This window comes from Viridibacillus sp. KH_047 (assembly GCF_057838945.1).
This window is the reverse complement of sequence record NZ_CM174479.1, coordinates 1597775-1624599: the sequence shown is the minus strand read 5'-3', so window position 1 is coordinate 1624599 and position 26825 is coordinate 1597775. Positions and strand designations below refer to the sequence as shown.

At 34.1% G+C, this 26825-nt stretch carries 24 protein-coding genes and 1 pseudogene; 10 read left to right on the top strand and 15 right to left on the bottom strand.

The genetic code is table 11. The annotated features are described in order from the left end of the window. Nucleotides 1-21: 21 nt before the first annotated feature. The gene (locus AC3IS5_RS08175; RefSeq protein ID WP_489427342.1) at nt 22-1179 is read right to left on the bottom strand and encodes a WD40 repeat domain-containing protein; all 1158 of its coding nucleotides are present in this window, start codon (nt 1177-1179) and stop codon (nt 22-24) included. Nucleotides 1180-1527: 348 nt separating this feature from the next. Here AC3IS5_RS08175 and AC3IS5_RS08170 point away from each other — a divergent pair, with 348 nt between their 5' ends. After that, nucleotides 1528-2148, top strand: coding sequence for an RraA family protein (locus AC3IS5_RS08170; RefSeq protein WP_489427341.1), 621 nt, complete (start codon nt 1528-1530; stop codon nt 2146-2148). Between the two features lie 168 nt (nt 2149-2316). Here AC3IS5_RS08170 and AC3IS5_RS08165 read toward each other — a convergent pair whose 3' ends face one another. The 7 genes from AC3IS5_RS08165 to AC3IS5_RS08135 form a co-directional block, all read right to left on the bottom strand. Next, nucleotides 2317-3066 (bottom strand): phosphotransferase family protein, encoded by a 750-nt coding sequence (locus AC3IS5_RS08165; RefSeq protein WP_489427340.1) that lies wholly within the window; start codon nt 3064-3066, stop codon nt 2317-2319. Nucleotides 3067-3187: 121 nt separating this feature from the next. Beyond that, nucleotides 3188-3652 (bottom strand): hypothetical protein, encoded by a 465-nt coding sequence (locus AC3IS5_RS08160; RefSeq protein ID WP_489427339.1) that lies wholly within the window; start codon nt 3650-3652, stop codon nt 3188-3190. Nucleotides 3653-3924: 272 nt separating this feature from the next. Further along, nucleotides 3925-4401 (bottom strand): DinB family protein, encoded by a 477-nt coding sequence (locus AC3IS5_RS08155; protein ID WP_489427338.1) that lies wholly within the window; start codon nt 4399-4401, stop codon nt 3925-3927. 96 nt (nt 4402-4497) lie between these two features. Further along, on the bottom strand, nt 4498-6690 hold the full coding sequence (locus AC3IS5_RS08150) for a peptidoglycan D,D-transpeptidase FtsI family protein (RefSeq protein WP_489427337.1): 2193 nt from the start codon (nt 6688-6690) through the stop codon (nt 4498-4500). A gap of 148 nt (nt 6691-6838) precedes the next feature. Then, nucleotides 6839-8305, bottom strand: coding sequence for an amidase family protein (locus AC3IS5_RS08145; protein ID WP_489427336.1), 1467 nt, complete (start codon nt 8303-8305; stop codon nt 6839-6841). A gap of 257 nt (nt 8306-8562) precedes the next feature. After that, nucleotides 8563-9468 (bottom strand): NAD(P)/FAD-dependent oxidoreductase, encoded by a 906-nt coding sequence (locus AC3IS5_RS08140; RefSeq protein ID WP_489427335.1) that lies wholly within the window; start codon nt 9466-9468, stop codon nt 8563-8565. Nucleotides 9469-9554: 86 nt separating this feature from the next. After that, nucleotides 9555-9956 carry an Rrf2 family transcriptional regulator gene (locus tag AC3IS5_RS08135; RefSeq protein WP_489427334.1) on the bottom strand — a complete coding sequence of 134 codons (402 nt, stop codon included), beginning with the start codon at nt 9954-9956 and terminating at the stop codon, nt 9555-9557. Nucleotides 9957-10196: 240 nt separating this feature from the next. Here AC3IS5_RS08135 and AC3IS5_RS08130 point away from each other — a divergent pair, with 240 nt between their 5' ends. Continuing rightward, complete coding sequence (locus AC3IS5_RS08130; protein WP_489427333.1) at nt 10197-10406, top strand: DUF6366 family protein; 210 nt, start codon at nt 10197-10199, stop codon at nt 10404-10406. Between the two features lie 110 nt (nt 10407-10516). Here AC3IS5_RS08130 and AC3IS5_RS08125 read toward each other — a convergent pair whose 3' ends face one another. The 3 genes from AC3IS5_RS08125 to AC3IS5_RS08115 form a co-directional block, all read right to left on the bottom strand. Beyond that, complete coding sequence (locus AC3IS5_RS08125) at nt 10517-11803, bottom strand: histidine--tRNA ligase (protein WP_489427332.1); 1287 nt, start codon at nt 11801-11803, stop codon at nt 10517-10519. A gap of 298 nt (nt 11804-12101) precedes the next feature. Next, nucleotides 12102-12674, bottom strand: a complete 573-nt coding sequence (locus tag AC3IS5_RS08120; RefSeq protein WP_489427331.1) for a GNAT family N-acetyltransferase — start codon at nt 12672-12674, stop codon at nt 12102-12104. Between the two features lie 19 nt (nt 12675-12693). Next, complete coding sequence (locus tag AC3IS5_RS08115; protein WP_489427330.1) at nt 12694-13224, bottom strand: GrpB family protein; 531 nt, start codon at nt 13222-13224, stop codon at nt 12694-12696. 382 nt (nt 13225-13606) lie between these two features. Here AC3IS5_RS08115 and AC3IS5_RS08110 point away from each other — a divergent pair, with 382 nt between their 5' ends. The 3 genes from AC3IS5_RS08110 (at nt 13607) to rsiV (ending at nt 15525) form a co-directional block, all read left to right on the top strand. Continuing rightward, nucleotides 13607-13783, top strand: coding sequence for a hypothetical protein (locus tag AC3IS5_RS08110; protein WP_403983003.1), 177 nt, complete (start codon nt 13607-13609; stop codon nt 13781-13783). 364 nt (nt 13784-14147) lie between these two features. Continuing rightward, the gene (sigV, locus tag AC3IS5_RS08105; protein ID WP_489427329.1) at nt 14148-14636 is read left to right on the top strand and encodes an RNA polymerase sigma factor SigV; all 489 of its coding nucleotides are present in this window, start codon (nt 14148-14150) and stop codon (nt 14634-14636) included. 19 nt (nt 14637-14655) lie between these two features. After that, the gene (gene rsiV, locus AC3IS5_RS08100) at nt 14656-15525 is read left to right on the top strand and encodes an anti-sigma-V factor RsiV (RefSeq protein ID WP_489427328.1); all 870 of its coding nucleotides are present in this window, start codon (nt 14656-14658) and stop codon (nt 15523-15525) included. A gap of 238 nt (nt 15526-15763) precedes the next feature. Here rsiV and AC3IS5_RS08095 read toward each other — a convergent pair whose 3' ends face one another. Next, nucleotides 15764-16309: a helix-turn-helix domain-containing protein gene (locus tag AC3IS5_RS08095; RefSeq protein WP_489427327.1), complete on the bottom strand. Its 546-nt coding sequence runs from the start codon at nt 16307-16309 to the stop codon at nt 15764-15766. A 150-nt stretch (nt 16310-16459) separates the two neighbouring features. Between AC3IS5_RS08095 and dsdA the strand changes: the two genes are divergently transcribed. The 4 genes from dsdA (at nt 16460) to AC3IS5_RS08075 (ending at nt 20793) form a co-directional block, all read left to right on the top strand. Further along, nucleotides 16460-17821, top strand: a complete 1362-nt coding sequence (gene dsdA, locus AC3IS5_RS08090) for a D-serine ammonia-lyase (RefSeq protein WP_489427326.1) — start codon at nt 16460-16462, stop codon at nt 17819-17821. Between the two features lie 388 nt (nt 17822-18209). Then, entirely contained in the window at nt 18210-19115 is a 906-nt protein-coding gene (locus tag AC3IS5_RS08085) for a cation diffusion facilitator family transporter (RefSeq protein WP_053416051.1), read from the top strand. Between the two features lie 317 nt (nt 19116-19432). Beyond that, the gene (locus tag AC3IS5_RS08080) at nt 19433-20323 is read left to right on the top strand and encodes a methyltransferase domain-containing protein (protein WP_489427325.1); all 891 of its coding nucleotides are present in this window, start codon (nt 19433-19435) and stop codon (nt 20321-20323) included. Further along, on the top strand, nt 20320-20793 hold the full coding sequence (locus tag AC3IS5_RS08075) for a hypothetical protein (RefSeq protein ID WP_489427324.1): 474 nt from the start codon (nt 20320-20322) through the stop codon (nt 20791-20793). The genes AC3IS5_RS08080 and AC3IS5_RS08075 overlap by 4 nt, the downstream gene beginning before the upstream one ends. 51 nt (nt 20794-20844) lie before the next feature. On the opposite strand, the gene AC3IS5_RS08070 is transcribed toward AC3IS5_RS08075, so the two are convergent. Further along, nucleotides 20845-21417, bottom strand: coding sequence for a protein kinase family protein (locus AC3IS5_RS08070; protein ID WP_489427323.1), 573 nt, complete (start codon nt 21415-21417; stop codon nt 20845-20847). A 462-nt stretch (nt 21418-21879) separates the two neighbouring features. Between AC3IS5_RS08070 and AC3IS5_RS08065 the strand changes: the two are divergent. Then, a pseudogene (locus AC3IS5_RS08065) lies at nt 21880-22323 on the top strand (hypothetical protein); the annotation flags it as partial. Nucleotides 22324-22840: 517 nt separating this feature from the next. On the opposite strand, the gene AC3IS5_RS08060 reads toward AC3IS5_RS08065, so the two are convergent. Together AC3IS5_RS08060 and AC3IS5_RS08055 are read right to left on the bottom strand one after the other, a co-directional pair. Beyond that, complete coding sequence (locus AC3IS5_RS08060) at nt 22841-24448, bottom strand: extracellular solute-binding protein (RefSeq protein ID WP_489427322.1); 1608 nt, start codon at nt 24446-24448, stop codon at nt 22841-22843. Nucleotides 24449-24744: 296 nt separating this feature from the next. Next, entirely contained in the window at nt 24745-26715 is a 1971-nt protein-coding gene (locus AC3IS5_RS08055) for a glycosyl hydrolase family 28-related protein (RefSeq protein ID WP_489427321.1), read from the bottom strand. Between the last annotated feature and the right edge of the window lie 110 nt (nt 26716-26825).

Sequence of the window (26825 nt, the reverse complement as noted above, 5' to 3'; positions counted from 1 at the left end):
AAACCAGATTAAAAGTAATCACTATTTAACGTAATACTTTGTAACATCTCCGCCAGCAACTATTAAATATTTGCTGTCTTTTGTGAAGTTCATATTATGTTTATCAATCATTTTAATCTCATATAATAATTTATAGGAACTGTCATACATTTTAACTCCTCGCATATCTAGAAGAGCAATTCTTTTTCCATCTGGACTGATTTTAACCTCACCAATAACGCCATAAGGTCCACCGAATTTGTTAAGAACGGCATTTGAATCTGTATCATACACGTAAACCATAAAATCTTCTTCCTCAACGTTTGTAACGCGTAATAATAATTTATTATTGTCTTTCGTAAACGTAATACCTCTTACTTCCTTATTATCAATTTTAAATTCTTTTATAACATTACCTGTTTTCGTATCGTTTAAAACAACACGAGTGTCATCATAGGATGTAGCTAATATTGAACCATCTTCAGAAAGTGCTGCTGCATTTCTTCCTGTTTCAAGATCATCTATTTCCACTACATCTAATTTTGAATTTACAACTTTCCCCTTACTCTTGTTATGACTAGCATAAGATACGCCATTTTTCACATCAAAAAAGTAGTCATTGTTAGGATTAACCAATTTAAATTTATTATATGAATTTAATTTGAAATTGTAGTAATCAAAAATGCTACCATCATAATGAACTAATCCTTTTTTCCAAAAGAAAATAGAATTACTCTTACTGCTATTCTTAGCAAAAGATTTTACTAAATGCCCATTTTTCAAGTCATAAAGAGATGAGCCCACTGAAACATATTTATTGCCAAAAGATGTATCTACTTTTCTTCCTTTATATTTCCCCTCAACGCTCCATACTTTCCTAGAAACAGTGACAGGCAATTTAACTTTTTCACCATATGCTTTTACGTATACATAGGCTTTACCGACGTTTTTGGATTTCACTACACCTTTACTAGAAACAGTCACAATTTTCTTATTAGAGGAACTAAAAGACACTTTCGGTTTCTTTACGATCTTCCCGTTTTTCTTAACACTATAGTTAACTTTTGCAGAACCGTTGTACTTAAGCGTACTTTTACTAAGCTTTGCAGAAACCGTAATCTTACTTGCTGCATCAGCAACTGGTGTTACAAAAGAAAATAACAATACAACCAAAACCAAGTAACGGATAATTTTTTTCATTTACACCTCTCCTTTATTTCTTTATTGAAAAAATTTTCGTTAATAATTATATCATATTTAGGGTTTTAATAATCTGAAATTTTAGACTTCTATGTGACTAATGCATCGGCTATTTATTTTAACTATTAGGTTCTTGACGTGAAAAAAGTAATGGAAATTCCATTACTTTTGTTTTATGCTCTGAAAATCGTTTTATCAGGTTCGTTCCTCAAGGAAAACACTTTTTACTCATCCATCTATATCCCCTTTTCACCACCAATATCCTCCCTTTTGTCTAGAATATATTGTCATATTATCTACTCACCTATAATATGAATAACAATATTCTAATATAAGGAGGCCTTTATCATGATTAATACCGAAACATTATTACAGACTTTGCCAACAACAGCGGTTTCTGATGCACTTGCAGGAACAACGAATTTAAATGCGGCGATTAAGCCTTTAAAAGATCAGTATCAAATAGCTGGACGTGCAGTTACAGTTCGGTTACCGATTGGTGAAAATGGCACTTTACTAGAAGCTATTCGTATTGCACAGCCAGGAGATATTTTGGTGGTTGATGCTAAAGGGGATACAAATCGTGCTGTTGCTGGAGATTTCATCGTTTCTATGATGAAAGGGGTCGGGATTCAGGGACTAGTAGTTGATGGCGTAATTAGAGATATCCAAGCAGTACGCGACTTGGACTTTCCTGTTTTTAGCCTAGGAACAACCGTTGCTGCAGGCAATAAATTTGGAGGCGGTGTAATTCAAGTTCCTATCGCAATAGGTGGTTTTAGTGTACAACCGGGTGATTTCATTATTGGAGATGCTGATGGTGTTGTCGTCATTCCACAAGGTCAAGAAAAAGAAGTCGCTCAAAAAGCACAAGAGAAATTAGAAAAAGATGAAGTGCGAGCTTTATCCATTAAAGGTGGAAAAGAAGAGATCGTTGCATACTTAGATAAGGTATTAGGGGTTCAGTAGGATAGGAGTTTATTTCGAAGAGTAAACTTTTATATGTTTATTAGACAAAGGGATTCGTACGCAATTTCTATAAGAATCCCTTGCTTTACTTTCAATTTTTTATACTTCTGTCTCCTATCATTTTTCAAAAATATTATTTATTTACACGATTCGCTACTCAAATTATTACTATTCAGGACAGTAATGATTTATTATCTCCAGAAGACGTTCAGTTTTTTCCGATGATACATTTTCAGATAACCTTGCCCCTGCAATGATTGGAGCCCATTGAAAAATACTGTCTTTTGATAGTCCACTTTTCTCACAATAAAGTCGCAAATACATATCGGCTAATTCCGCTGAAAATTGTGAATACAAAAGAAAAGTCCGATATATGTCGGCACGTATATCTCCTGCACTGGCACCCACCCAATCTATAATTGTAACTTTATTATCTGACATGATTAAGTTATATAGATGATAATCTCCATGACATAGCCTATTCTCAAAAGTCATCGAATCCAATTTTCGTACTAATTCAGCCTTTTGTCTTTTATCCAAATTGTGGGCTGCTTCAATTTGGCGCCGTAGTTTCTCAGACATTGGTTCAAGTGATTTCGTAGTAATCGTATGAATTTTTTGTTGTATATCAATGGAAATATTCATGTAATATTCTGCTTGATCCATATTTTCAGATAAAAGCTCTCCTAATGTCCTTCCCTTAATATACTCCATTATTATAGCTTGTTTCCCATCTATTTTCGTGACATCCAATACTTTAGGAACAGATAATCCACACGAATAGGCATATTTTTGCTTATTTGCTTCATATGATGATTCCGTATCCGGCAAATAGTCATTAAATATTTTAACGATCTTGTTTTCGTAAAGATAGATTTTTGCTGTGTTTCCTGATGCTATCGGATGCCCTAAATTCAATTTTTTCACTCCTTAAATATTTTCTAAAAAAAGCGTAAGTACAAGATGCCACATATGATAAAACCGAAAAATCCCACTATACGCTTTATTTTTCACATATAATGAAATGAATTTTTATAGTCTAATTTAGTTCCCTTGCTTTAGTTCTCTTCAGCCCATACCTAATACCAAGGATCATAATAAGTATAGCGAAGATTGATACATTTACTATTCCTTTTTGCAACAAACTCATTGGTTGCTCTGTTGCTTTTTGTACATAATCCGCTTGTATAAAATGTCCTTTTTCATTTTCTACTGCAATAGCATCTGCCATAGAAACTCCACTTATTTCATAATACTTTGCACCAATTGCAAACGTATTTGATGCATTACCATAATAATTTCCTGATGCGTCATTTGGCTTTGTATTGACTTTCCCTATGAAATTGCCGATTTTTTCATCTAGCAAAACTACTTTGGAAACCTCATATACTTTTCCATCCCAAACGACAAATGAGTAAGGCATAATTTGGGCATGAACAGTTGAAGAACTGAGTAAGGAAAAGAATAAGAGTATAGTAAATATTAAACATCTATTACCTTTCATTCTGTATCTCCTTCTTTCTTTTTAGAGGATTAAGATACATTTTATGCAATAGGTTCATGTAACATCAGTAATTACTATGGCTCTTTTTTTTCAACACTTCATCCTGTACTAATAAGCAATCACTCATAAAAACGTATACCTGCTTCTGCATCTATTTCCGTTGGAATCATAAGAAATAAAAAGCTAGTGTGATACTTTTTCTAATTTAGCGCTTTCTTTATCCATAAGTGGAAGACTCCTTTATTTTCATAATAAGTATCGGAGTAATGATTTTAATGAGTGCCGAGTCCCTTACCTATAAAGTTTGCTGATACAGGCTTCTTCCCAATTTCTCTAGCCCAAACGGACAATTGGCCGATGTGATGAATTTCATGAGCAATAATATGTCGCATCACTTCACCCCAAGTGTCTATTGAATGACTGCCATCTGATTGTAGATCGTAAAATTTATTACTTTCCATGCTGTCATCCCAGTTGTTTACAAACTCCTCTACTTCCTTATGAAATCTAGCGTCTAATTCTCGGACTTTGCTTATGCTCTTATAATCATCAAAATTCTCTTGAAAATCCTCTTTACCTTGGATTAGACGTATCCAGCTCCACTCCACATCAACTATATGAAAGAGTGTTTGTAATATACTGCCTACCCCTCCAGTTCGATTCTTTAGAAGTTCTTCTTCTGTTAAACCCTCACACCAGCTGTACCATTCTTCTCTTACTAACCAGTTATAATGGAATAATAATTGCATTGAAATCTCTCCCTCTTTTAACAAATAAATATATGTTTACAAATTCCCACTACATTCTTTTTCAGTAGCTCCAATCATTGTTATTCAGAGAAAAAGTTAAAGATCCCCATCTTCCTCTTCATCGATTTTTTCTTCAGAAATTGGCTTTCTAATCTTTTCTCCTACTAATTGTCCAGTCTTTTTCGTATTTTTCTTTTGAATCTCAAAGTATTTATCCACAGCTTGACGTGCAATGATATTGTTAATGGACTTGTCTATAGATGAGTTTGTTGTCACCCATGGTACAACTACTGCATAGGAAATTTCCGGGTTATCATATGGCGCAAAACCAATATGAGCTAATGTTAAAGTATCTGTCTTTTTTCCATCTCCATAATAAACCACTTGTGCTGTACCTGTTTTACCTGCTGCATCGAAGTCCGCATCACGGAAGTTACTAGCTGCTGAACCTTGGCTCCCAAAGTAAACGCGATGCATACCATTCTTCACATGATCAATTTCTTCTTGCGTATTATCTATTGTGTTTAATACAGTTGGTTGAATATTATTTACAATGGGTCCTAATATTTTTCCATCTTCAGATGCTTCACGTATTTCTTTCACGACATGGGGTTTAATACGCTTTCCATCATTTGCTATTGTCGACACATATTGCGCTAACTGTAGAGGTGTAAAAGTATCATACTGACCTATTACTAAATCAAGTAGTTTACCAGATAGCGTTTCAGTTCCTTTCACTCCTTCAAATTCACCAGGTAAATCAATTCCGGTTTGAACACCTAAACCAAATTGCGCAAAGGAGTTACGAATCTTTGTAAAATCCTTTTGTTGTACTGCTAATCCTGCTCCAGGCACATAATTTACACCAGCAATTTTCATCGCCACTCTAAACATATAAACATTAGACGAGCGTTCCAGTGCTGTTAAATCATCGAGCACAATTGAACCTGAAGGATTAAAGATAGATTGCTTGATTGTATCTCCTATCTTAATAGGCGTATCGATTAATCTGTCACCTATGTTAATTGCATCTAATGAATAACCGGTCAAAATTGTAGCCGGTTTAACAACTGATCCTACTTCATATGCAGTGGTAAATGTCCCAATGGCATAATCATTTACTACGGTTTTACCTTCTTCATCTGTCTCTATTTTTTTACCAACCATTGATAATACTTCACCTGTATTTGGGTTCATCATAACTAGAAAGGCACGATCGAGCAATGAAGATCCACTTTGTGCTTTAGCAGCTAGTAATTGTTTTTCAACAATTCTATTCAAACTAGCATGTAATTCACTATCAATTGTTAATATTAGTTCATCACCTGGAGAGCCCTCTGATATTGTCTTGGTCTCAACAATTTGCCCCTTTCCGTTTGTCTCATTTTTTACAATGACTTTCTTGCCCTGTAATTGCTCTTCATATTGAGCTTCAATATAACTTTTCCCAACACGGTCATTACGTGAATAATCACGAGCTATATAATATTTCAGCTTATCCTTTGGAATACCCTCTGCTGGTGTAGTTGTGGACCCTAAAATACTTAACGTCGAGTTTTTCACACGTGACCAATCCGTTGTTGTGTTAACGCCTGGTAAGTCTGTCAAACGTTCAGATACAACAGCAAATTCTTTATCTGATACATTATCACTTTTAATAATTTGTGGAGACAAGTAGTAGCCCGAAGCCATCAATCTGAAAATCGCCAATACTTGTAAATCTGATTTAGAAAATGATTCTAACTCTTTATTCTTTATGCGCTTACGTATTAAACTATCTATTTTAGCTTGTTGTTCTGCAGTCGAAAGTTCTGTATCCGTATGTATTTCAAGCATTTCCTTTTTACTTACTTTGGCATTCGCTTCTTCATTATGAAGCATGATCCAATAATCCTTCTTATCCCGCTCAGTTATTGATTTTGTATCCATTTTTATAAGCCTAGTTAGTTTTTTTGCTGTTTTTAACATTTCTTTAGTTGTCGTTGTTTGCGTTTTCGTATAAGTAATCGCATTTTTTGGTTCATTATCAACTAAAACACGACCAAGCCTATCGTAAATACGCCCTCTAGGAACACTAGTATTAACCGTTACTTCTTCAGGTTGTGCCAAGACTTTAACATACTCTTCTCCTTTTACAATTTGCATATAACCTAAACGTAAAATAAGTGAAGAAAATAAAACAAAGATTGCGAAGAAAAGTATATTCATACGAAGTGAAAGATTGGCACGTTGTTTCGGTTTTACATTATTTACTCGTTTCTTATTAGTTGGTTTTTTTGACGGTTGCATAGTGTCCCTCTTTCTGCTTTATCTATTATTAGGAGTATATTTGTTTGAGTGACTGGAAGAGATTTTTTCCACATTTCTAATTCCCCTTTTTTAGTAACTATTATTTTAGAAATGATATGGAGTTGTATACTACTCCAATTAGACCTTACTAAATATTCGGTTCTTTTCTATGTTTAGTCGCTTGTTCAAAGGCATAAGCCAGTTTGATCAATGTTCCTTCGTTAAATGACGTGCCCGCAAAAGTAATGCCGAATGGTCTTCCTGATTCCATATAACCTGCTGGTACTGCAATCGTTGGATAACCTGCTTTTGCTGAAACAGTAGAGCCTAAATATGATGGAAATAGAACAGCATCTAAATTGTATTTTTTTAATGCAAAGCCAATTCCTTGTTGTTCAGAAAAATAGATATCCTCTAATCGCGCAGTTAAATATTCTGGATTACGCAATGTGTTTGGTAGATGTTCACGCTGCTCTAATCTGTCTTGCCCATTTTTTAACGCTCGATCTGCATGGTCTTTATTGAACTGAATTAGTTCAATAAAAGAATGTACAGGTTGTTGTGGTGGAAGTTTCGATAAATAGTTGTCGAGGCTGTGCTTCAGTTCATATAAGAGAACAGCACCATTACGTTGTCTATGAAACGCTGGGATTTCAATATCTTTCACCACTGTTGCACCTTGATCATGTAATGATTGAACTGCATTTTCAAATAATACTCCGTCATATTCATCTGAGTTATAAAACCCGTCAGAACCATGTGTAAAGACTCCAATCCTAGCTCCTTTTAGTCCATCAGTATGTAAATAACTCGTATAATCCTCGATTTCTCTTTCTTTCAACTTATGTGTAGCCGGATCTTGCTCGTCAACACCGACCATGGCTCCAAGCAAAATCGCTGCATCTCTTACAGTTCTTGCAAAGGAGCCTGCTGTGTCTTGCGAATATGTAAATGGAATAATTCCTTTTCGACTGATTAGACCAACAGTTGGTTTGATACCTACGACTGAGTTCAGGGTAGCTGGACTAAGAATAGATGCATCTGTTTCAGTTCCTATAGCTAAAACCGAAAAGTTTGCTGCTACAGCTACTGCCGATCCTGAGCTTGAACCACCTACAAATAGATTGGGGTCACCGTATGGATTCAATACTTGACCTCCTCTAGCACTATAGCCAGTCCACATTGTCGTCGACATTGCATTTGCTAGTTCCGTCATATTGGCCTTGCCTAAAATAACAGCTCCAGCTTTTCGCAATTTATCTACTAGAAAAGCATCTGTTGAACTACAGTAATTTTCGAGTGCTAGTGTCCCTGCACTCGTATGCATATGATCATTCGTTTCAATATTGTCTTTTAAGACAACTGGAATTCCGTGCAAAGGTCCTCTAGCCCCTTTGATCGTTCTTTCATGATCTAATGCTTCTGCTATGAAAATTGCTTCAGGATTTATTTCAAGCATCGAATTAATCTTAGGTCCACCTTGATCATATTTTGCTATTCGATCAAGGTAGTACATCGTTAACTCTTTAGCAGTCACTTCCCCCTTTGCCATTGCATCTTGTATATCGTCTATTGTTAATTCTTCTCGGTAGAAATCTTTGAACATCATACTCATCTACACACTCCTCGAACCTATTTTCCAATCTTACTTTAATTTTACTATAAATGTTAATGATGAACTATTAATAAAACCCCAATCTAAAAAAGAAGAAAATAAGATTTACTTATTCTTTCTTTGAAAGATTGAGGTTACTTTTGTAAAAGAAAAATATAGAAAAAAGTTTTTTTCCCTGCTATTATTCAGCCTGTGATCGTAGACATGGTTGTAAAATACACTTCATAAACAGACCATTATTTTTGCTGTAAATTTAATCAAAAACGTTCCGTAGTAAGATCAATATTTACAGAGAATGCAGCTTTACTGCCATCTGCAGCAGCAAACATTAAAGAAGAGGGTCCTGATTTTTCGCTTTCACCAGCAATGTACACATTTTTTTGAGATGTGCGACCTGATCCATCTGTCTCTACTATTCCATTTTCATGTACTTTACATCTTAGTTGCTCAACAAATTGATTTGGTCGATAAAACGAAGGTACAACAAACCCACCGGACCTTGATATCGTTTCTCCTGATACAAATTCAATTTTTTGAAGATAACCGTCATCGCCTATTAATTTTTTAATCGGCTCTGTTTTTACTTTAATATTGCGCTTTTGTAATACACTAGCCCCATCTTTAGACAGTTCTACTCCGTTAGTTAAGACTACTAAATCATTTGACCAGTTATAGACTAGTTTAGCCAAATGCATTATATGCGCCTCGTTATCTGCCATGACAACTAATGGCTTATCTCGTAGCTCCCACCCATCGCAGTATGGACAACTAAAGAGGCTTTTCCCATAATACTCGCGTACACTCTGAAAGGAAAATACTTCTTGAATCCCAGCTGCTAAAATCACTTTTTCTGCAACAAATTCCTGGCCATCTTCTGTTTTTGCGATAAATTGTTCATTACTAGAATCTTTGATAATTTCTGTGACTGTTTTTTGGAAATAAGATACGGATGGATAACTTTTCAATTCGTTTAATCCTATTTCTTTAAACTCTTGTGGCTTAATGCCATCTCGAGTGATAAATCCATGTGACTCCTGTGTCACTCTATTTCTATTTGTACCGTTATCAAATATTGCGATGTTCCTTCTAGCTCTTCCTAATGTTAAACTGGCACTTAATCCAGCTGGGCCTGCTCCAATAATAATACAATCAAAAATAGTCATTTTCTTCATCCTGTTCTTTTTTTGTATTTTTTAATTACGGATATTAATACTCTCTAATAACTATGATTAGTGTAAAAAAACAGGGCTTAATGAGCCTCTGTCATTTGTTTAGCTATGTCTACAATTTTTTGATTTCTTAATTCATCTAACATCTTTTCTTCTGCTGAAACAATAACTTTTTGAATCAAGCAATTCGGATCATGATGTAAACAATAGTCAAATAAGGATGTAGGACCTTCAATAGCCTGAATAATATCTAAAAAAGATATGTCTTCCCAATTAGGTTTTAATTTATATCCACCATTGGCACCAGAAACTGATTCAACCATCCCCGCCTTAGCAAGCTTAGTCAATATTTTTGACAAATATGTAGTTGAAACATCTTGATGTGTTGCAAGTTGCTGAACACCTACATGTTTCTCTGAAGTAACATTGACTAAATATAACATGGTATGAAGAGCGTAATTCGTTGCTTTTGAATATTTCACCTTATAATTCACTCCTAATCATAGATATCATTTGTCTACCATATCTATTTTCTGTTTTTTAGTCAAGTTAGTTGTCTTTTTGCTACTAACAATTCACCTGCCGCTTTAGAAAAAACGCTACCGTTACAATATAAGAAATAATCGCATAACAAGGCTTATCGGAAAATTTGTAGAATATTAATCTATAATGCATTAAAAAAAATAGCCACTATTAAGAAATGGGCAGAATGTGAGGGGAATATGAGTCTAAAAGAAACACCCGAAGAAAAAAGAGAACGCTTAAGACAAAGTGAATTGAAAAATAATCCCTCTGGTTCTATACACGATGCATTAAATAGAGGAAGTAGTGGAAATTTAACTGATTTAACAGGCGGTATGGGTTGGAAAGGTACAGGCATATTAATTTTAGTATTATTTTTTGGTTACATTCTATATAAACTTATATTCTAAGGGCTATTTTGGATTGTTCACCCTACGAAAAATTAAGCATATTCGACTTAAAATCGAATATGCTTAAAAGCAACAATTTAATAAAACGGAGCCTTTTGTAATAAGTCTTCTTAGCTTGAAAACTGAAATGGCTCTACTCTCGTTTCACCTGTCTCCATATTTTTCACCGTTATTTGATTAAGCTCTACTTCATTCTCTCCTACTATAATTACATTTCGAATGCCTTCACTATTCGCACGGTCTAACGCTTTGCCAATTTTCTTATTACTCATATCTAGTTCCACCTTGTATCCCTTCTGTCTCAATCGTGTTGCAACTAATAAGGATTCCATTAATGTGTTCATTGGTATGATGTAATAATCGAGTAATGAAGCCTCTAATGCAGTTGAATCGTTCAATGAAATAGCTGTATAAATGACATCTAATCCAAAAGATATGCCGACAGTTGAAAAAGACTGATCCGAACCAAGTAACCCTGCAATAGCATTATCATATCTCCCTCCACTACCAATGCTTGATTTAATTGTCTTGTCGACTAAAAATAGTTCATAAATTGTACCCGTATAGATTTCCAAACCTCTTGCTAAAAATGGGTTGAAAATACATTGCTCCGAAATATTCAAATATGTTAAGAATGATTCTAATGCTTTTAATTCATTTACGCCCTGCTCAATATTGTTATTCACTTTAGAAAATGGCACAAAATAATTGATCGTCTTATTCTTCTCATCAGTTAAAAAACGCTCGATGGAATCTACTACTGTTAATGGTAAACCTAATTCACTGAGTTCCTTCTTTACCGCTGGAACCCCCACTTTCTCTAATTTATCCAACACTAATATTACTGCACTCATTTGGTCAGTAGGAACTTCAATCATTTCTAACATTCCTGATAATAACTTTCGGTTGTTATATTGTATGGCGATTTTCAAATCTAACTTGTTAAAGGCTGAAAGGGCCATTTCCATCAGCTCTGCTTCAGCAATTTGAGATTCTACCCCTACGATATCTACATCACATTGTGTAAATTCACGGAATCGTCCTGTCTTTATTGGCCCATCTCTAAAAACTTTACCAATTTCATATCGCTTAAAAGGCATTCTAATCGCGGGATTCATCGCGAAAACTTTTGCGAAAGGAATCGTTAAATCATAGCGAAGAGCTAAATCTCTCTCTCCCCGATCAGTTAATGTGTACATTTCCTCTAATATTTCTGCACCACCACCGTACTTTGAAGCCATTAGCTCCGTATAATTCAATATTGGTGTTTCAAGTGGTTTACAGCCGTATTGTATAAATGTGTCTTCAAGCGTTCTTCTAATTTTCCTTCTAATCACTTCAGCTTCAGGTAAATAATCTTGTGTACCTTTAACATTTTGATAATCCATTTTTCTCATTTGATATTCCCCCTAATTTTTTGAAAATAAAAAAACTGCACCTGATAAAGTGATTCCCTTTATCGATGCAGTTCAATATAAATAGTCTTCCTATGCGCGATTTTTTAAAATCGGATAGCAAGACTAGATGTGATGATGGAATTGTGATGTGTTACTTAAAATTTTTGTTCGTAACATATAATTCACCTCATATTTGTTTATTAACTTAACATAATAATTAGAATATTCCAATGATTTCTGTTGTGAAAATTGAATTGAAACTTTTAATAAATAGGATAGGCTTATCTGATTTTTTAAATTAACTTTTTGATTCATTTAATTCAAAATCTTGCTTTAGCAGTGAATACATATATAAGTCATCAAATTTACCACAAGTAAACTCATAATTTCTTAGCAATCCTTCTCTTATAAAGCCTTGCTTTTCAGCTAATTTTTGTGATGCGATATTTTCAGGTTCAATTAACGCTTCAATCCTTTGAAGTTTAAAATTTTCAAACCCGTATCTAATTACCGCTTCAAAAGCCTCGCTAGCAATACCTTGTCCCCAATAATCTTTGCTTAATTCAATACCGATTTCTGTACGAAAATGCTTAGGAACCCTGTTAAGAAAACCACAGCTTCCAATTACTTCATTATTTTCTTTCAAAGTAATTCCCCATCTAATTCCTGTTCCCTGTTCAAATATTGTTTGATACCAAGTGATTTCATCCATTGCATCCACAACTGTGTTAAAAGGTTCTAATCCAATATGCTTTACTACTTCATTATCAGACATATATTTTAAAACACTACTTGCATCATCTTCTGTAACTTTTCTTAATATTAATCTATCAGTTTCTATTATTGGAAATGTGCTGTTTTCTATTTGCATAATAAATACCTCCAAAAAGCTAATCTACATTCATCGTAATGACTCTATCCACAAACTCTAACTTCGCATTAGCATAAGCATTTTCATTGTTTGGATGTTCGTTAGACAGCTTTATTTTTAACTGTTCATATTCCTTTGCCAGTTCTGGTTGCTCTGTTAAGCGATCACGGAATAGTATATGCTTTTGCCACCATTCTCCTTCATACTCTACAACGTGAGCAACATGCGTTTTGATAAGGGGCTCCAAACTTTCAAACTTTGCAATGACTTGCTTGCCTTCAATGTTAACTTTCGCTAAATGATAATAACCGTTCTTTATTAGCTTTTGAAAATCAAACGTTTTAAAATCTTCTAATCTTCTCAAACCAATAAGAATATCTATCAGTGGCTTAGCTTTAATTCCTGGAATAGCTGTACTACCAATATGCTGAATATCTATTATTAAATCCCCTAAAACTCTTTGCAAAATATCCTTCTCATTTTTGAATGATTGCACCCAGTTATCATCAGGTTCTACTAAATATACTTCACCTTTTTGTAATCCAGCCATTTCCATTCCCCCTTGTTCTTTAATGCTACCTTATATTACTTACCAAAAACAGGCTAAAATTATATGTAAATTTTTGTTATAACCTATGAAGCAAATGAGCAAAGGTCACTGCTTAACATTCATTCGAAACAATCGTTGCAATACCTAAAAGGATCGCTAGATAAATTGGGTAACAAATTCGACTTCTGAACATGCCGCTAACTTGATTAATTTGGGCACTTCTCAAGCACTTCGTAAAGCGACAGAAGCGCTAAATCCGTATCTTGGTAATTATGTACCCATTCCTTCTTCAATCTCCTTGTTATGTTTTAAATGCAGAAATTTTCATTAAGAATAAAACATTCTAATACTGTGCACCTTACACTCTAGGAGGTGAAGATCCATGTCTAAGAACAACAACAAAACGAAAAATTTAAGAAATCATAACAAGACTATAGACAACAGTAATAGTAGCTACAACAGTAATAATAATGACCCCAATAACAACGAAGAATTTGCTGCTGAATTTGCTCCTAAATCAAATAACAAAAGTAAAAAATCAAATAAAAGTAAAAAATAGCTATACATGAAAAATTGAACTGAACCTCGAATTGGGTCACTTTTTAAGTGTCTACTAATCGGGATTCAGTTCAAAATTAATCAGAATCACTTCGTAGTTTAAATTTGTTTTTTCCAATTGCTTTAGGATAACCACCTTCTGTTATTAGCTCCTCTCCCCCTTCATCCTCCATTCTTGATTCTACTAAAAAAGATTTTCCTTTTTCTATTTATTTAATTACACAAGATATTTCTCCCGCAATTGATTGTTACTTCACTAAAACAAAAATAGTTATGAAAAAGATTTTAATTACATAAAACTTTTTGCAAGAAACCCACGTCTTAGCACCGTATACAAATTTGATGCGTATCAAGGGAGTAATATTATGTTCAAAAAAAGGAAATTAGAGAAAGCTTATATTTCGTTTGTAACTGAAAATCATACAAACCTATATCGCTTTTCTTATAGTTATATGAAAAATCAACAAGATGCTTTAGATGTTGTCCAGGAATCTATTCGAAAAGGACTAAGTTCACTTCATACGCTAGAAGATGAGTCAGTAATGAAAAGTTGGATGTATCGAATAGTAATCAATACTGCAATTGATAGCATTAGAAAGCGAAAAAAAGTAATTATGATGGAATCAGAAGACATTGAATTCCATTTACCTAATGCCACGGATTCATATACCAATATAGATTTGAAAAAAGCAATTGAATCGCTACCAAATTCTTATCGCTCCATTATTATGCTTCGCTTTTTTGAAGATATGAAGATTGAAGAAATCGCCAATACATTGGAAGAAAACGTTAATACTATAAAAACAAGGTTATATAAAGCATTAAAGCTATTGAAAATTGAATTAGAAGAGTGAATCCAGGAGGTTCAAAAGAATGAAAAGAATGAAACAATTGATAAAAGAATATCAAGAAATTGAAATACCAGAAGACATACAAACAGTTGTGAAAGATGCATTACATCAAAAGAAGAAAAGCAAACTAAAAAAAATGTATATAGGAGTTGCAGTTGCAGTAGCTTTATTTATTACGAGTGTCAATACAAGTTCAACTATTGCATATGCTTTTTCTGATATTCCGATTTTAGATAAAGTTGTAAACATAATTACGTTTAGAGAGTTTAAAGTTGATGAAGGTACTTACAATGCAGACTATAAAGTTCCAGCACTAACTAACTTAGACAACAAAGAATTAGAAAACAGTCTAAACGAAAAATATTTAAAAGAGAGTGAACAATTATATCAAGCATTTTTAGCTGATATGAAAGAGCTGAAGAAAAATGGAGGCGGTCATTTAGGTGCAAATAGTGGTTATGAAATTAAAACAGACACCAAAAAACTTCTTTCAATCGCTAGATATTATGTAAATACCGTTGGTTCTTCATCTACGACTTTAAAATTTGATACAATTGACAAAGAGAAGGAAATTTTCATAACACTGCCAAGCTTATTTAAGAATGAAAATTATATAGATGTTATTAGTAAAAATATACAAGAGCAAATGCGAGCACAAATGAAAGAGGATCCTGAATTGACATATTGGGTAAGTGGATCTGGTGAAGAGTTAGTATTTGATCCATTTGAAAAGATAGTTAAGGATCAAAATTTCTATATAAATAACAAAGGTAAATTAGTAATTTCATTTGATAAATATGAAGTTTCTCCTGGTTATATGGGTGTAGTCGAGTTTATTATTCCAACTGACGTCATCCAAAATGAACTAGTGAGTAATGAATATATAAAATAGAATTTTTTTCCATTTGATTGCTCTTGATAACATAAAATTTTTCAACAAACCAATAAAGTTGTTTAACTTTAATACACTATACACACATAACACCTTTCAGAAATGGAACAGTGTTATGTGTGTTTTTTTCTCCATACAGTATTCATTTTTCTCGAAACAACTAAAATAACATTAAATATAATAAAGGATTCTCAACAATTACATCTCATTCTGAAAGAACAGATTACATTTATCTTCATTAAAATGCAGGAGGTGTAACTGAAAATAATACAACTGCATTTTCAACAAAATTATTTTCCCATTTATGTTTCAAGTTTGCTGGTATCTTCACACTATCACCAGCTTCTAATAGATATTCATCTTCATCCAAATACAACTTAATTTTCCCTTCCAAAATATATGCCACTTCCTCTCCCCTATGTTCTAAAGGATTTTCTGATGAAGAAGTATTCGAAGGTACTTTCATAATCGCTGTTGCCAAATTCCCTGTGAAATCAGGTGACAATAACTCATAGGTCAAATTATCAATGATTATTTTCTTACGTTTACTGGATCTAACGATTAAATCCTCCGTAATTATTTCTTCAAGTAAAAAACTAAAAGTTGGAACATTTAGAGCTTTAGCTAAGACCTTTAGGGTTTGAATAGACGGATTAGCTAAACCTCGTTCAATCTGGCTTAACATTGAAGGTGTAATTTCTGCTAATTTTGCTAATTCCCTACTACTTAAACCTTTAGCTTTTCTAAATTTCTCTACTTTCTTACCAATATCTATATTCTCCATAATCGATACTCCTTAAAATACATTAAATTTAATTTAAACAAAGTAAATTTAAATTAACATGACAGTAAGTGTGTGTTAAACTGTATTTAAATTTATTTAATTATAATTTATAGAACGGCTTGCTACAAGAAAATGAGGAGGTTCAGACAAATGAAAGAAATTGAAAGCAAAGAAATACAAACATTGAAGGAACAATATCCTTTACTAAATAAGCTCATTTCTTTGGAAGAAGTATTTTGGGTGAATCCAAATATCGAAAAATTTGAAACGGGAATAAAAAAATCCCCTCTTACTAAAGAAGAGGTAAGTGATGCAGAGGAAAGATTGAAACGTTTCGCTCCATATATTGCCAAGGTTTTCCCTGAAACAAAAGAAACGAATGGTATCATAGAATCTCCTTTAGTCAAAATTCCTGACATGAAACGTTCCTTAGAACAAGGATATCAACAACCAATATTAGGTGAATTATTACTAAAATGTGATAGCCAGCTTCCTATCTCAGGATCTATTAAAGCACGAGGTGGCATTTATGAAATTCTCAAACATGCAGAAGACTTAGCATTTCAACATAAAATGTTAACACTTCAAGATGATTATTCGATTTTAGATAGTGATACATTCCGAAATTTCTTTTCACAATATTCAATCGCTGTAGGCTCGACTGGAAATTTAGGACTAAGTATTGGTATCATCAGTGCAAAATTAGGGTTTAATGTTACTGTTCATATGTCAGCTGATGCAAAACAGTGGAAAAAAGACTTGCTTAGAAGTAAAAATGTCACAGTTATTGAATATGAAGCTGATTATAGTAAAGCAGTAGAGGAAGGCCGAATCCAAGCAGATAGTGACCCAACATGTTATTTTGTGGATGATGAAAATTCACACGACCTATTTTTAGGATATGCAGTGGCTGCAAGTCGATTGAAGAAACAATTAGAAGAACTAGAAGTAACAATAGACGAGAATCATCCTTTATTTGTTTATCTTCCATGTGGAGTAGGTGGTGGTCCTGGAGGCGTAGCTTTTGGGTTAAAATTATTGTTTCAAGATCATGTTCACTGTTTCTTTGCAGAACCTACCCACTCACCATGTATGTTACTCGGTTTAATGACTGGCCTTCATGATAAAGTTTCTGTACAAGATTTTGGTATAGATAATGTCACAGATGCAGATGGACTTGCTGTAGGAAAGCCATCTGGGTTTGTCGGTAAAACTATGGAGCCTTTTTTAAGTGGTAATTATACGGTTAGCGATGAACAGTTGTATATGTTGCTAAAAGAACTAGTCGATACTGAGGGGATCCATTTAGAACCTTCTGCATTAGCAGGCATGATAGGACCAAGTAAATTATGTAAAGATGGCACCGATTATTTACAGAAGCATAATTTAAAAGAAAAGATGAGTAATGGTACACATATTATTTGGGGAACTGGTGGAAGCATGGTTCCTGAAGAAATGATGAGTCAATACTATCAAACAGGGTTAAAATTATCGTCAGAGAAAAAGAAGTAATTTAAACCTTGTATTATTTTTAGATTCCTTTTCTTATTACTCTCAAGTTTATGGACTCCCTCTCCTGCTGGGACTTCTGAAAATCAAATTTTTGAAAATCAGCTATTGCCTTAAACTGGTTAGAAAATCCGTATGTTGCTTTGCTTTAATTTCTGAAATTGCTGGGCTAGCAATATGCTTGAATAGAAGAAGAAATAAAAAACATTCATATTGCTCCGCCAAAAACTTCATGGTAAAATTATAAGATGTCTAAAAATAGTGAGTGATAATTATGATACAAACTACAAATTCACAAAACTATATATTTCAAAAAACAAAAACCCTCGACTAAAACCAGTCGGGGGTTTTTGTTGCTCTTGGGAAAGAATTTTATAGGAGGTGCAAACTTATGAATCAAGGCACAAATTCAAATGGTTCATTACTTGCCGGGTGGATTAGTTTAATAAGTAACATCATTTTAACAATCCTAAAAATTGTTGTAGGTACCCTCTTCAATAGCCCGGTTCTTCTTGCAGATGGTTATCATAACGCTGGTGATGTTATTGCAAGTGGTGCTGCTTTAACTTCAATGCGTATTTCAAAACGTCCAGCAGATGAAGACCATCCTTATGGCCACGGTAAAGCTGAAGTGATCAGCTCTGCCATTGTCGGTATAATTTTATTACTAGCAGCAATTTATATTGCTTTTGAATCTTTTTCAGCATTTTTTCATGAACCTGAAAAAGCAAGTGTAATAGCTTTTATTACTGCAATTATTTCACTCGTATGGAAGCAAGTTTTATACGTCTATACGATTAGAATTGGCAAAAGAACGAATAGTAAAGGCTTAATTGCAACTGCCTATGATCATCTGGCAGATGTGTATGCTTCATTGGCAGCCGTATTGGGAATTGGCCTTGCACTTGTTGGAGAGATTTATCATATTCAACTACTTACTTACGGAGATCCAATTGCGGGTATCATTGTAACCATCTTAGTTTTCAAACTTGCATATGGCATGATAATAGAAGCAATAGACACTCTTATGGAAAAAAGTGTTAGTAAAGAAAGATTGGATAACTTTACGACTTTAATACTTACTATTCCAGAAGTAAAACGCATTGATCGACTACGCGCAAGAGAACACGGTCATTATGTATTGATAGATCTTCGAGTGGGTGTAGCTGGTGAATTAACCATTCAAGAAGGTCACGATATTATTCGCAAAATCAAGAAAACTATAATGGAAAATCAACCTGATGTCGACGAAGTTCTTATTCACCTAAATCCTTGGTACGAAATTGACAAAGCTTAAAAACTTCTACCGACTCATTTGAATGTTTTATTCACATTTATTTTGCCCAACGAAATATTTTACAAAAAATAGATGTTAAATGATAGACTTTTCTGTTAATTAAGTATATAGTTAAGGAGAAATCTTCCTTTTATAGCCCTTATTTTTAGTTTCGCTCACTCATTGAGAGTGAGCGTTTTTTTACGGAGTTTATTAATAATTACTTAAAAATTAAGCATAAGAAATATTGATCGATTATTATAATATAAATAACATTTACTTATCACTGATTTAGGTTCACAATTATCTTAACGTTAATAAGAATTGGAGGTCTTTTTATGACGATTGATTTTCATAGTCAGGATAACCGTTCTACTTATGCCAAACGACAAGCAGATGATACATGGGTGAATATGATCCAGTCAATTTGTGAGATTGAAGGTAAAAACGTTTTAGATATTGGATGTGGTGGAGGTATTTACACAAAAGCATTTGCAGAAATGGGCGCTTCTTTTGTTACGGGATTAGATTTTTCTAAGGAAATTTTGTCTTCTGCCAAAGAGAACTGTAAAAGTTATACCAACGTCAATTTCCATTTAGGTAATGCCTTAAATACTCAACTAAAAAAAGAACACTATGACATTATTTTAGAAAGAGCACTCATCCATCATATTAATGATTTGGAGAGTTGTTTTAAAGAAGCTTTTCAATTGTTAAAACCAGGTGGTATTTTCATCATTCAAGATAGAACACCTGAAGATTGCATCCTTGAAGGAAGTTCTACCCACATTAGAGGTTATTTTTTCTCTAAATATCCATCCTTAGTGAGTAAAGAAACTGAAAGAAGACATTCAAGTGAAAAAGTCATTCAAACATTACTAGCAGCAGGTTTCAAAGATACGCAAGAGTTTTCGTTTTGGGAAACAAGAAAGACCTATAAAGTGCTAGCTGATTTAGAAACAGATTTATTAAATAGAACAGGTCGATCCATTCTACATGACTTAAGTGACAAGCAACTTGAAGAACTCGTATTGTATATTAAAGAACAGTTGGCTTCAAACGATAATAAGAACTTTATCGAAAAAGATAGATGGACTATTTGGAAAGCTAAAAAGATTAATAAATGCCAGCCACTTAGGTTATTAAAAACTTTTTTGGGTATAATATTTTTGAATTCAAAGTATTCACTTAAAAAGTTATACTCACACAAGGAGTTGGTATTGAAATGAAAGTTGTCAAAACACTCGTTACTGGATTATTAGCAAGTGGTATTGTTCTAACAGGCGTTTCAGCACCTAATGGCGAAATTGATATAGTACATGCAGAGACATCAATCATTCCGCTATCACCTAAGCCACTTATTACGACTTATGACTATTACACAGCAGAAGGTCAAGCCAAAGTGTATAAAATAGTCACCGAGAAAACGAAAATAAATGGGAAATTGGAAACAATAACGAAACTTGTTGCGTTTAAAGTTGATGAATTTGGCTCAGCTTTTAAAGTATCCCAAACACCTGGCTTACCATCAACAGTGCAAGCTTATATTGGGAAGCGAATAGAATACAAAAAAATAGTTGCCTACAAAGATTTAAGCGATGCTGAAATAGGAACAACTTATTATCTTAAAACAAAACAAGATGGTGTTTACGAAACCACAAAGGATAAGTGGAACAGTTGGTTTTCGTCAGTAAAATAGATATGTGATAGGGCTATCAGTTATTGGATAGCCCTTTATTCTTTGTATCAATTATTTAAAAATATTCTTTTTATAAATCCTAGCAATACCATTTAACATGCATTCTGGAATCTTCTTTGGAAAATAGCGTTTTTCATAATAACAGTAAAACGCCTTTTTCAAATCGAGCCATTGTCTGCAGTCTTTCGTTTGTCGAAATCTAGCCACGTCTATAATCTTTACTTGTTGATCTGATGTAATTAAGATGTTTCTTAAATGAACATCAGATGGATTTAATCCTTCTTGCTTAGCTAATTGCAAAGCGACATCAATATCTTTGACGACAGCTTGAGAGATTGGAATACCATTTGTTAGACAGTCAAAAAGCGTAGTTCCTTCTATATAATCAATAACTAAATAATTTGACCCTGCATCATAAAGAGTTGGATAATAAGTGATTCCCTGAATTACTTTATAGATTTCTGCTTCTTCCTCAGCAATATACATATAATCAGGAAAAAATACTTTCATCGCTTTTCCTGTTTGTTTTATTCTAAATACATAGGCACTTCTCCCCTGACCAATTAATGATAATGATTTGTCATAGTCGAGTAGCGTATGTTGATTGTCAGATCCAATTTTCACACTTGCAGCAAGCTCGTGGAATTTAAGAATAATAACAACTCCATTCTGTAGTATTCATTATTTTAAACTAGAAAAGGCGTATAACCGATTTGTCGGTTATACGCCTTTTCATAAAAAAGACCTTACCAAAAAATCGGTAAGGTCTCGCAAACAACTATCAAAAGTTGCCAATAAAACCGAGGATATTCATCCTGTATTGACGATTTTATTGTATAGCTACTCCCCTTAAACGGAGGATTATTATATTCAATTTTCTTATTATTTTCATTATAGATGTTCAATAGCCAAACGTCAATTATTGCACTTTTAATGGCTTTTCACTTAAAGAACTCCGCAGATTTATTAATAAAAAAATATACATTTCATCCATTTAGCCCATACAAAAAATTTAGATCCGGGCAGTAGGCAACATATTTATAACCCTTCATATTCTATAATCAGACCTATTAGAGGGGGAAAAGTATGGTTATAGAATTTACAGCTCTCCATTGGATTTATGTTGTCTTTATTGTTTTGATTATTGGGTTTATGGTGAAGCGTCGAGATACTACCCTCATTTGTATTATTGGCATTTTCATGCTAGCAATTTTCGCAACAGGGAGTTTAACTGCCTCCATAAGTGGCGTTTTTAATAGTTTTATCTATGCAATTACTGAATTAATGTCGACCATTTTAATCATATCTATTATTGTCGCTATGAGCTCTGTGTTATCAAAGTCTGGCATTAATGAAGTCATGATTGCGCCTTTTACAAAGTTCTTCAAAAACCCGACTCTTGCCTTCTGGATTATTGGTATTTTAATGATGATCATTTCATGGTTCTTCTGGCCGTCTCCAGCGGTTGCGTTACTTGGCGCAGTACTACTTCCAGCCGCATTACGAGCTGGGTTACCTGCTCTCGGTGTACCGAACGACTACAAAAGAACCTTTAAAATCTGCAATTAATAAATTTATTTAATACAAGAGCTTGCCTACATAATTAGAAAACTAAGTGTATAAAAATAAGCAAACTTTTAGAGTAGTAATAAATCTCCTTTTTAATAGGAAGAAACTCAATATAGACTATTGTTACGATATGATTGAACCTTTAATTGTGAAATATACGGAGAAATATGGTGAAGGTGCAGGGGAACTATTACGTTTAAAATGGATAAGCGATTTTATTTTATTTTTACGAAGTATCAATTGGATGTTGGATTACCTTTAGACACGTTTGTCAGAAATACGTATCGCTTTTATTTTAAGCAGATTTTAAAAAAGGCTGGTTATTAGAATAGTTTTAGTATATACCAATCGATGCTGTTCGTTCGGATAAAAATTACAGGTGCCTCATGTTCCATCCGTTTGTACCCAAGTGACTAACTTCCCTTAAAAAATAAAACTCATACGAAGGAAAATCTTCGTATGAGTTTTACTCTTATTTTTATTTTTGTTTTTGCATACGGTCGTATGCTCCTTGAGCAGTCTCAAGATACGATTGTAATCCCATCTTATCAAGCGTTTTCTTATAGTCTTCCCACTTGCCAAAGTCTTGTTTCCCTGTAATGAAAGCAGCAGTCATTTCATCAACATATGTTTGAACATCTGTCATAATTGCACTTACCTTGTCGTTTTCGTCCAGTGTATAGTTGAGCCCTGGAATAATGTCTTCATCTTTCATAAAGTAAGGTTTTGCTTTCGCAGAATTTGCAACGGTACTTTCTGATGCTGGGAAGTATTTTTCTTTAACAATCCCCGGATAATAGCCCCCAGGCCAAGTTAGGTATTCACTAATAGCTTGATCTTGATTTAAGCCTTTCTGATTATCCGTGATTTCAGGTAAATACTTTACGTTTCCTTCCGCATCTTCTTCATACGTGACTCCCTCGAAGCCCATGAAGAACATTTTACTACCTTCATCCCCATAGAAATGATCCATCCAGCGGACCATTGCTTCAGGGTTCTTTGCTTTATCCGTCAAAACGAACATCCCAAGATTACCGAGTCCATTGGACATATCGTTAATAACACGTTCCCCCGTAGGACCTTCAAGAACCGGTGCACCAACATAGCCGTCGATTTTTTGCGTTTCTTTTGGGTTAACACCACTTATCATACCAAAATTCCCTTTCGATTCTTCGGCAGCGAATACATGTGGTTCGGTTGAGAACACATCTTTATTAATAAGCCCTTCTTTATATAGCTTGTGCAAGAATGTTATTAATTCCTTATATTCATCTGTAGCTGGAATAAAACGAAACTCTTCGGTACCTTCTTTAAAGTCTAAGTTTTTATTCATACCCCCTTGTTTGTTCAAGCCATAGGTTCCACGCAAATAGCTTATCAATGTGTCAATACCATAGCCGGTTCCCCATCCAAGCTCATCCGCTTTGCCATTACCATTCGGATCTTGTTCTTTAAACGCTTTCAACACTTTGTATAATTCATCTGGCGTTTCAGGCTCCTTTAGATCTAATTTATCGAGCCAATCCTTCCTAATCCACGGTGTATCGGCACGTAAAACATCGTACTCTGGATCATAAATTGCAGGGAAACCATAGATATGACCATCCGCCATCGTAACACCTTGTTTCACTGAAGGATACTCCTCAAGTATTGCTTTGAAATTCGGTGCGTATTTATCGATATAGTCATTTAATGGCAAGAATACACCCTGTTCTCCGTATTTAATCAAATCTGTTTTCGGTACGGCTGAAGCGAAGAAAAACTCAGGATAATCGCCCGATGCAAGCATCAAGTTGCGTTTCTCTACCAATCCTTCTGTTTGTACAGTGTTCCAATCTACTTCAATGTTCGATATTTTCTCATACTCTTCCCAAAGCATAAGTTTGTTCCAGTCTTGTGAAGCAAAGAATTTTGCCGCAAATCCATCGACTTGAATCTTTTCGTCCACAATTGGCATCCCTGTTGCATTTACCTTATCGGCATTAGCACTTTTTTCAGCAGTCCCTTCCTCTTTCGAACAAGCCCCCAAAATACCCGCTGTTAACAACAATGTTGCTGCTACACTTGAAATATATCTTCTCTTCAAATCATTCTCCCCTTTTAGCCTTTTAGTGAACCTATCATAACGTCTTTCACGAAGTGCCTTTGTAAAAATGGATAGAGCATCGGTAAGTTGGCAACTATGCCAATTCTTACTTTCTTCATTTCTCCACCCCATCAACTTCTAAGTTTTTTCTACTGTCGCCTCTGCCTATTTGTATAAAACAACAAATAGGGTGGCGCTACCTCAATCAGAATAATTACCTTTTTTCGAATAATAAATCGAATATAGAGACTGAAAAATGTGTTAAAAATTACGTAACACTAGTGATGTGTCTCATATCAATGTATCAGTCTACTTCCTCTATCTTTTATGCCGTTTTCTTTAATATTGCTCATCGGCATTTTTGAGAATGAAAGCGATGGATTATAATTTTCTTCATACTCATTATTTACTATGTTGACATTTTGACAGCCAATTAATTCGAATGTTTTTAGATGTTTCTCTTCTTTTATTTCCTCACCAATAATTGTTTCGGGCAGTAATGGATTTACTTCAGGTCGATAGGAATATATATTGTTATTTGTAAAGGATAGCCCATCAACACTTTTTGCTACAAGAACCGATTCCTCTTCAATATAAAAATTATTGTCTTTAATCTTAATATTTTTGTGTATCGCATTTGTATATGGGGGGATATTATTTCCCATTGTAATTGGATCTATTCGTATCGCGGCATTTCTCCACTTTGCATTCCCAACTTTAGCAACATAAAATGTATTCGATTGTATTGTAAGATCGGTAATCGGACCAGACTCATACCAAAATTCCGAATCGTTCGATAAATATATCGAGTCCATAGCCATATGCTTAAATGTGTTATGTTCAATAACAACCTTTTTCCTTGTTGTACATAGAATTCCTCTAGTTGAAATTGTTTCAAAGTGATTATTTTTAATGTGTACCGATGGTGTGAAGGTAATATTTTCAGCAACAAACAACGGTTCATTATTACTTTTCTCTAATAATTCATCGGGAATTGGTTTATCAAACGTAACAGTCATAGAACGCAAGTCATTTCCATGTTGTCCCGGATGTGTAACGGCGACAACTTCATATTTTTCTCCCTCATCAGATCCAGTTGTCAATGTGTCTCTACGATAAAATACAACATGATTTCCAACATAATACTGAGGGAATCCCGCCGTCATACTTTGTATATAAGCTAACCGCAGTGTATTATCATCAATTTTCTCCACAACTCGAGTAAAGGTTCCGTGAACATTGATTGGATCATCGTGTGCGTGATTAAACGTACAACCTTCGATATGAATATGCCCGCTAGCGCCAGATACATGGATTAAATCGGCATAACTAGATGTAAAACGTTCACTCTCTTTCCTTGTTTTAAATGTACAATCTATAAAAGTAACATTATGTGACATTTGAGTTAACCAACCAAATGCGTGCATATAGTGTACATTCACTTTAGAAATAGAGGTGTCTATGCTTTCCCAGATAAATGCTCCTGCTGTCTCCCTTCTTGGGGTTGAGCAAAACTCAAAAACAAGACCTTGTCTATGTAAGAATGGTCTTTTATCGCCATAAAAAATACGAATTATCGTATCACTCTGCTTAATAACCTTTGTTCGTTCTTCTGAAAAAGGACCTAAATTCAGAGAATAACGTCTTGTTAAGTTTCTATCAGGATGATACGCGACGAGTGTCCATGCATCTTTATGATTCTTATCTGTCCAATAGTACTCCCCATTGCTAGGGTTAATCGCACTGTACCATGTTACATCTTTCTCATTTTTATCTACTGAAAATGTAAAACAAGCAGGAACATAAAAATCAGTGTATTCCTCACCATTAATTTCTCCAATCTCATTAACAGTCATTTCAATAGTTGTAGGATCAGCAAAATCCCATGAAAAGTTATGCAGATATATATTTTTAGAACGTACAACCGCAAGTGCCATACAGTCTCCATGAATCATGAAAAGAGACTTGTTTCCATTGATGATAACCTGATTTTGCTCCTCCAATAATAGCGCTATATACTTTAATGGGTATTTGACACTCGTGTTTGATGTATGGAATTCTCTTCTTTGTGCCGTTGCTTTTTGAAGTTGATAGGTTCCATAGGGGAAATTAATCACAACTTGACCTGTCATATTTTTCGCCGATTCAAATGCATGCCAAATGGCCTCTGTGCTATCTAGTACGCCTGTGGGATCAGCCCCGAAATCTGTTACATCAATTATTTGCTCACATGTCCTTATAACTTCTTCAATGTCATTTTCTCGCATATTATCAATCCTCTCTATCTTATTGAGGGCTTATGGAAACGGCTGAAAAATGACGTTATTAATAACGTCATTTTTCTAAGTATTCAAAAATTATACTCACGATGCTCAAA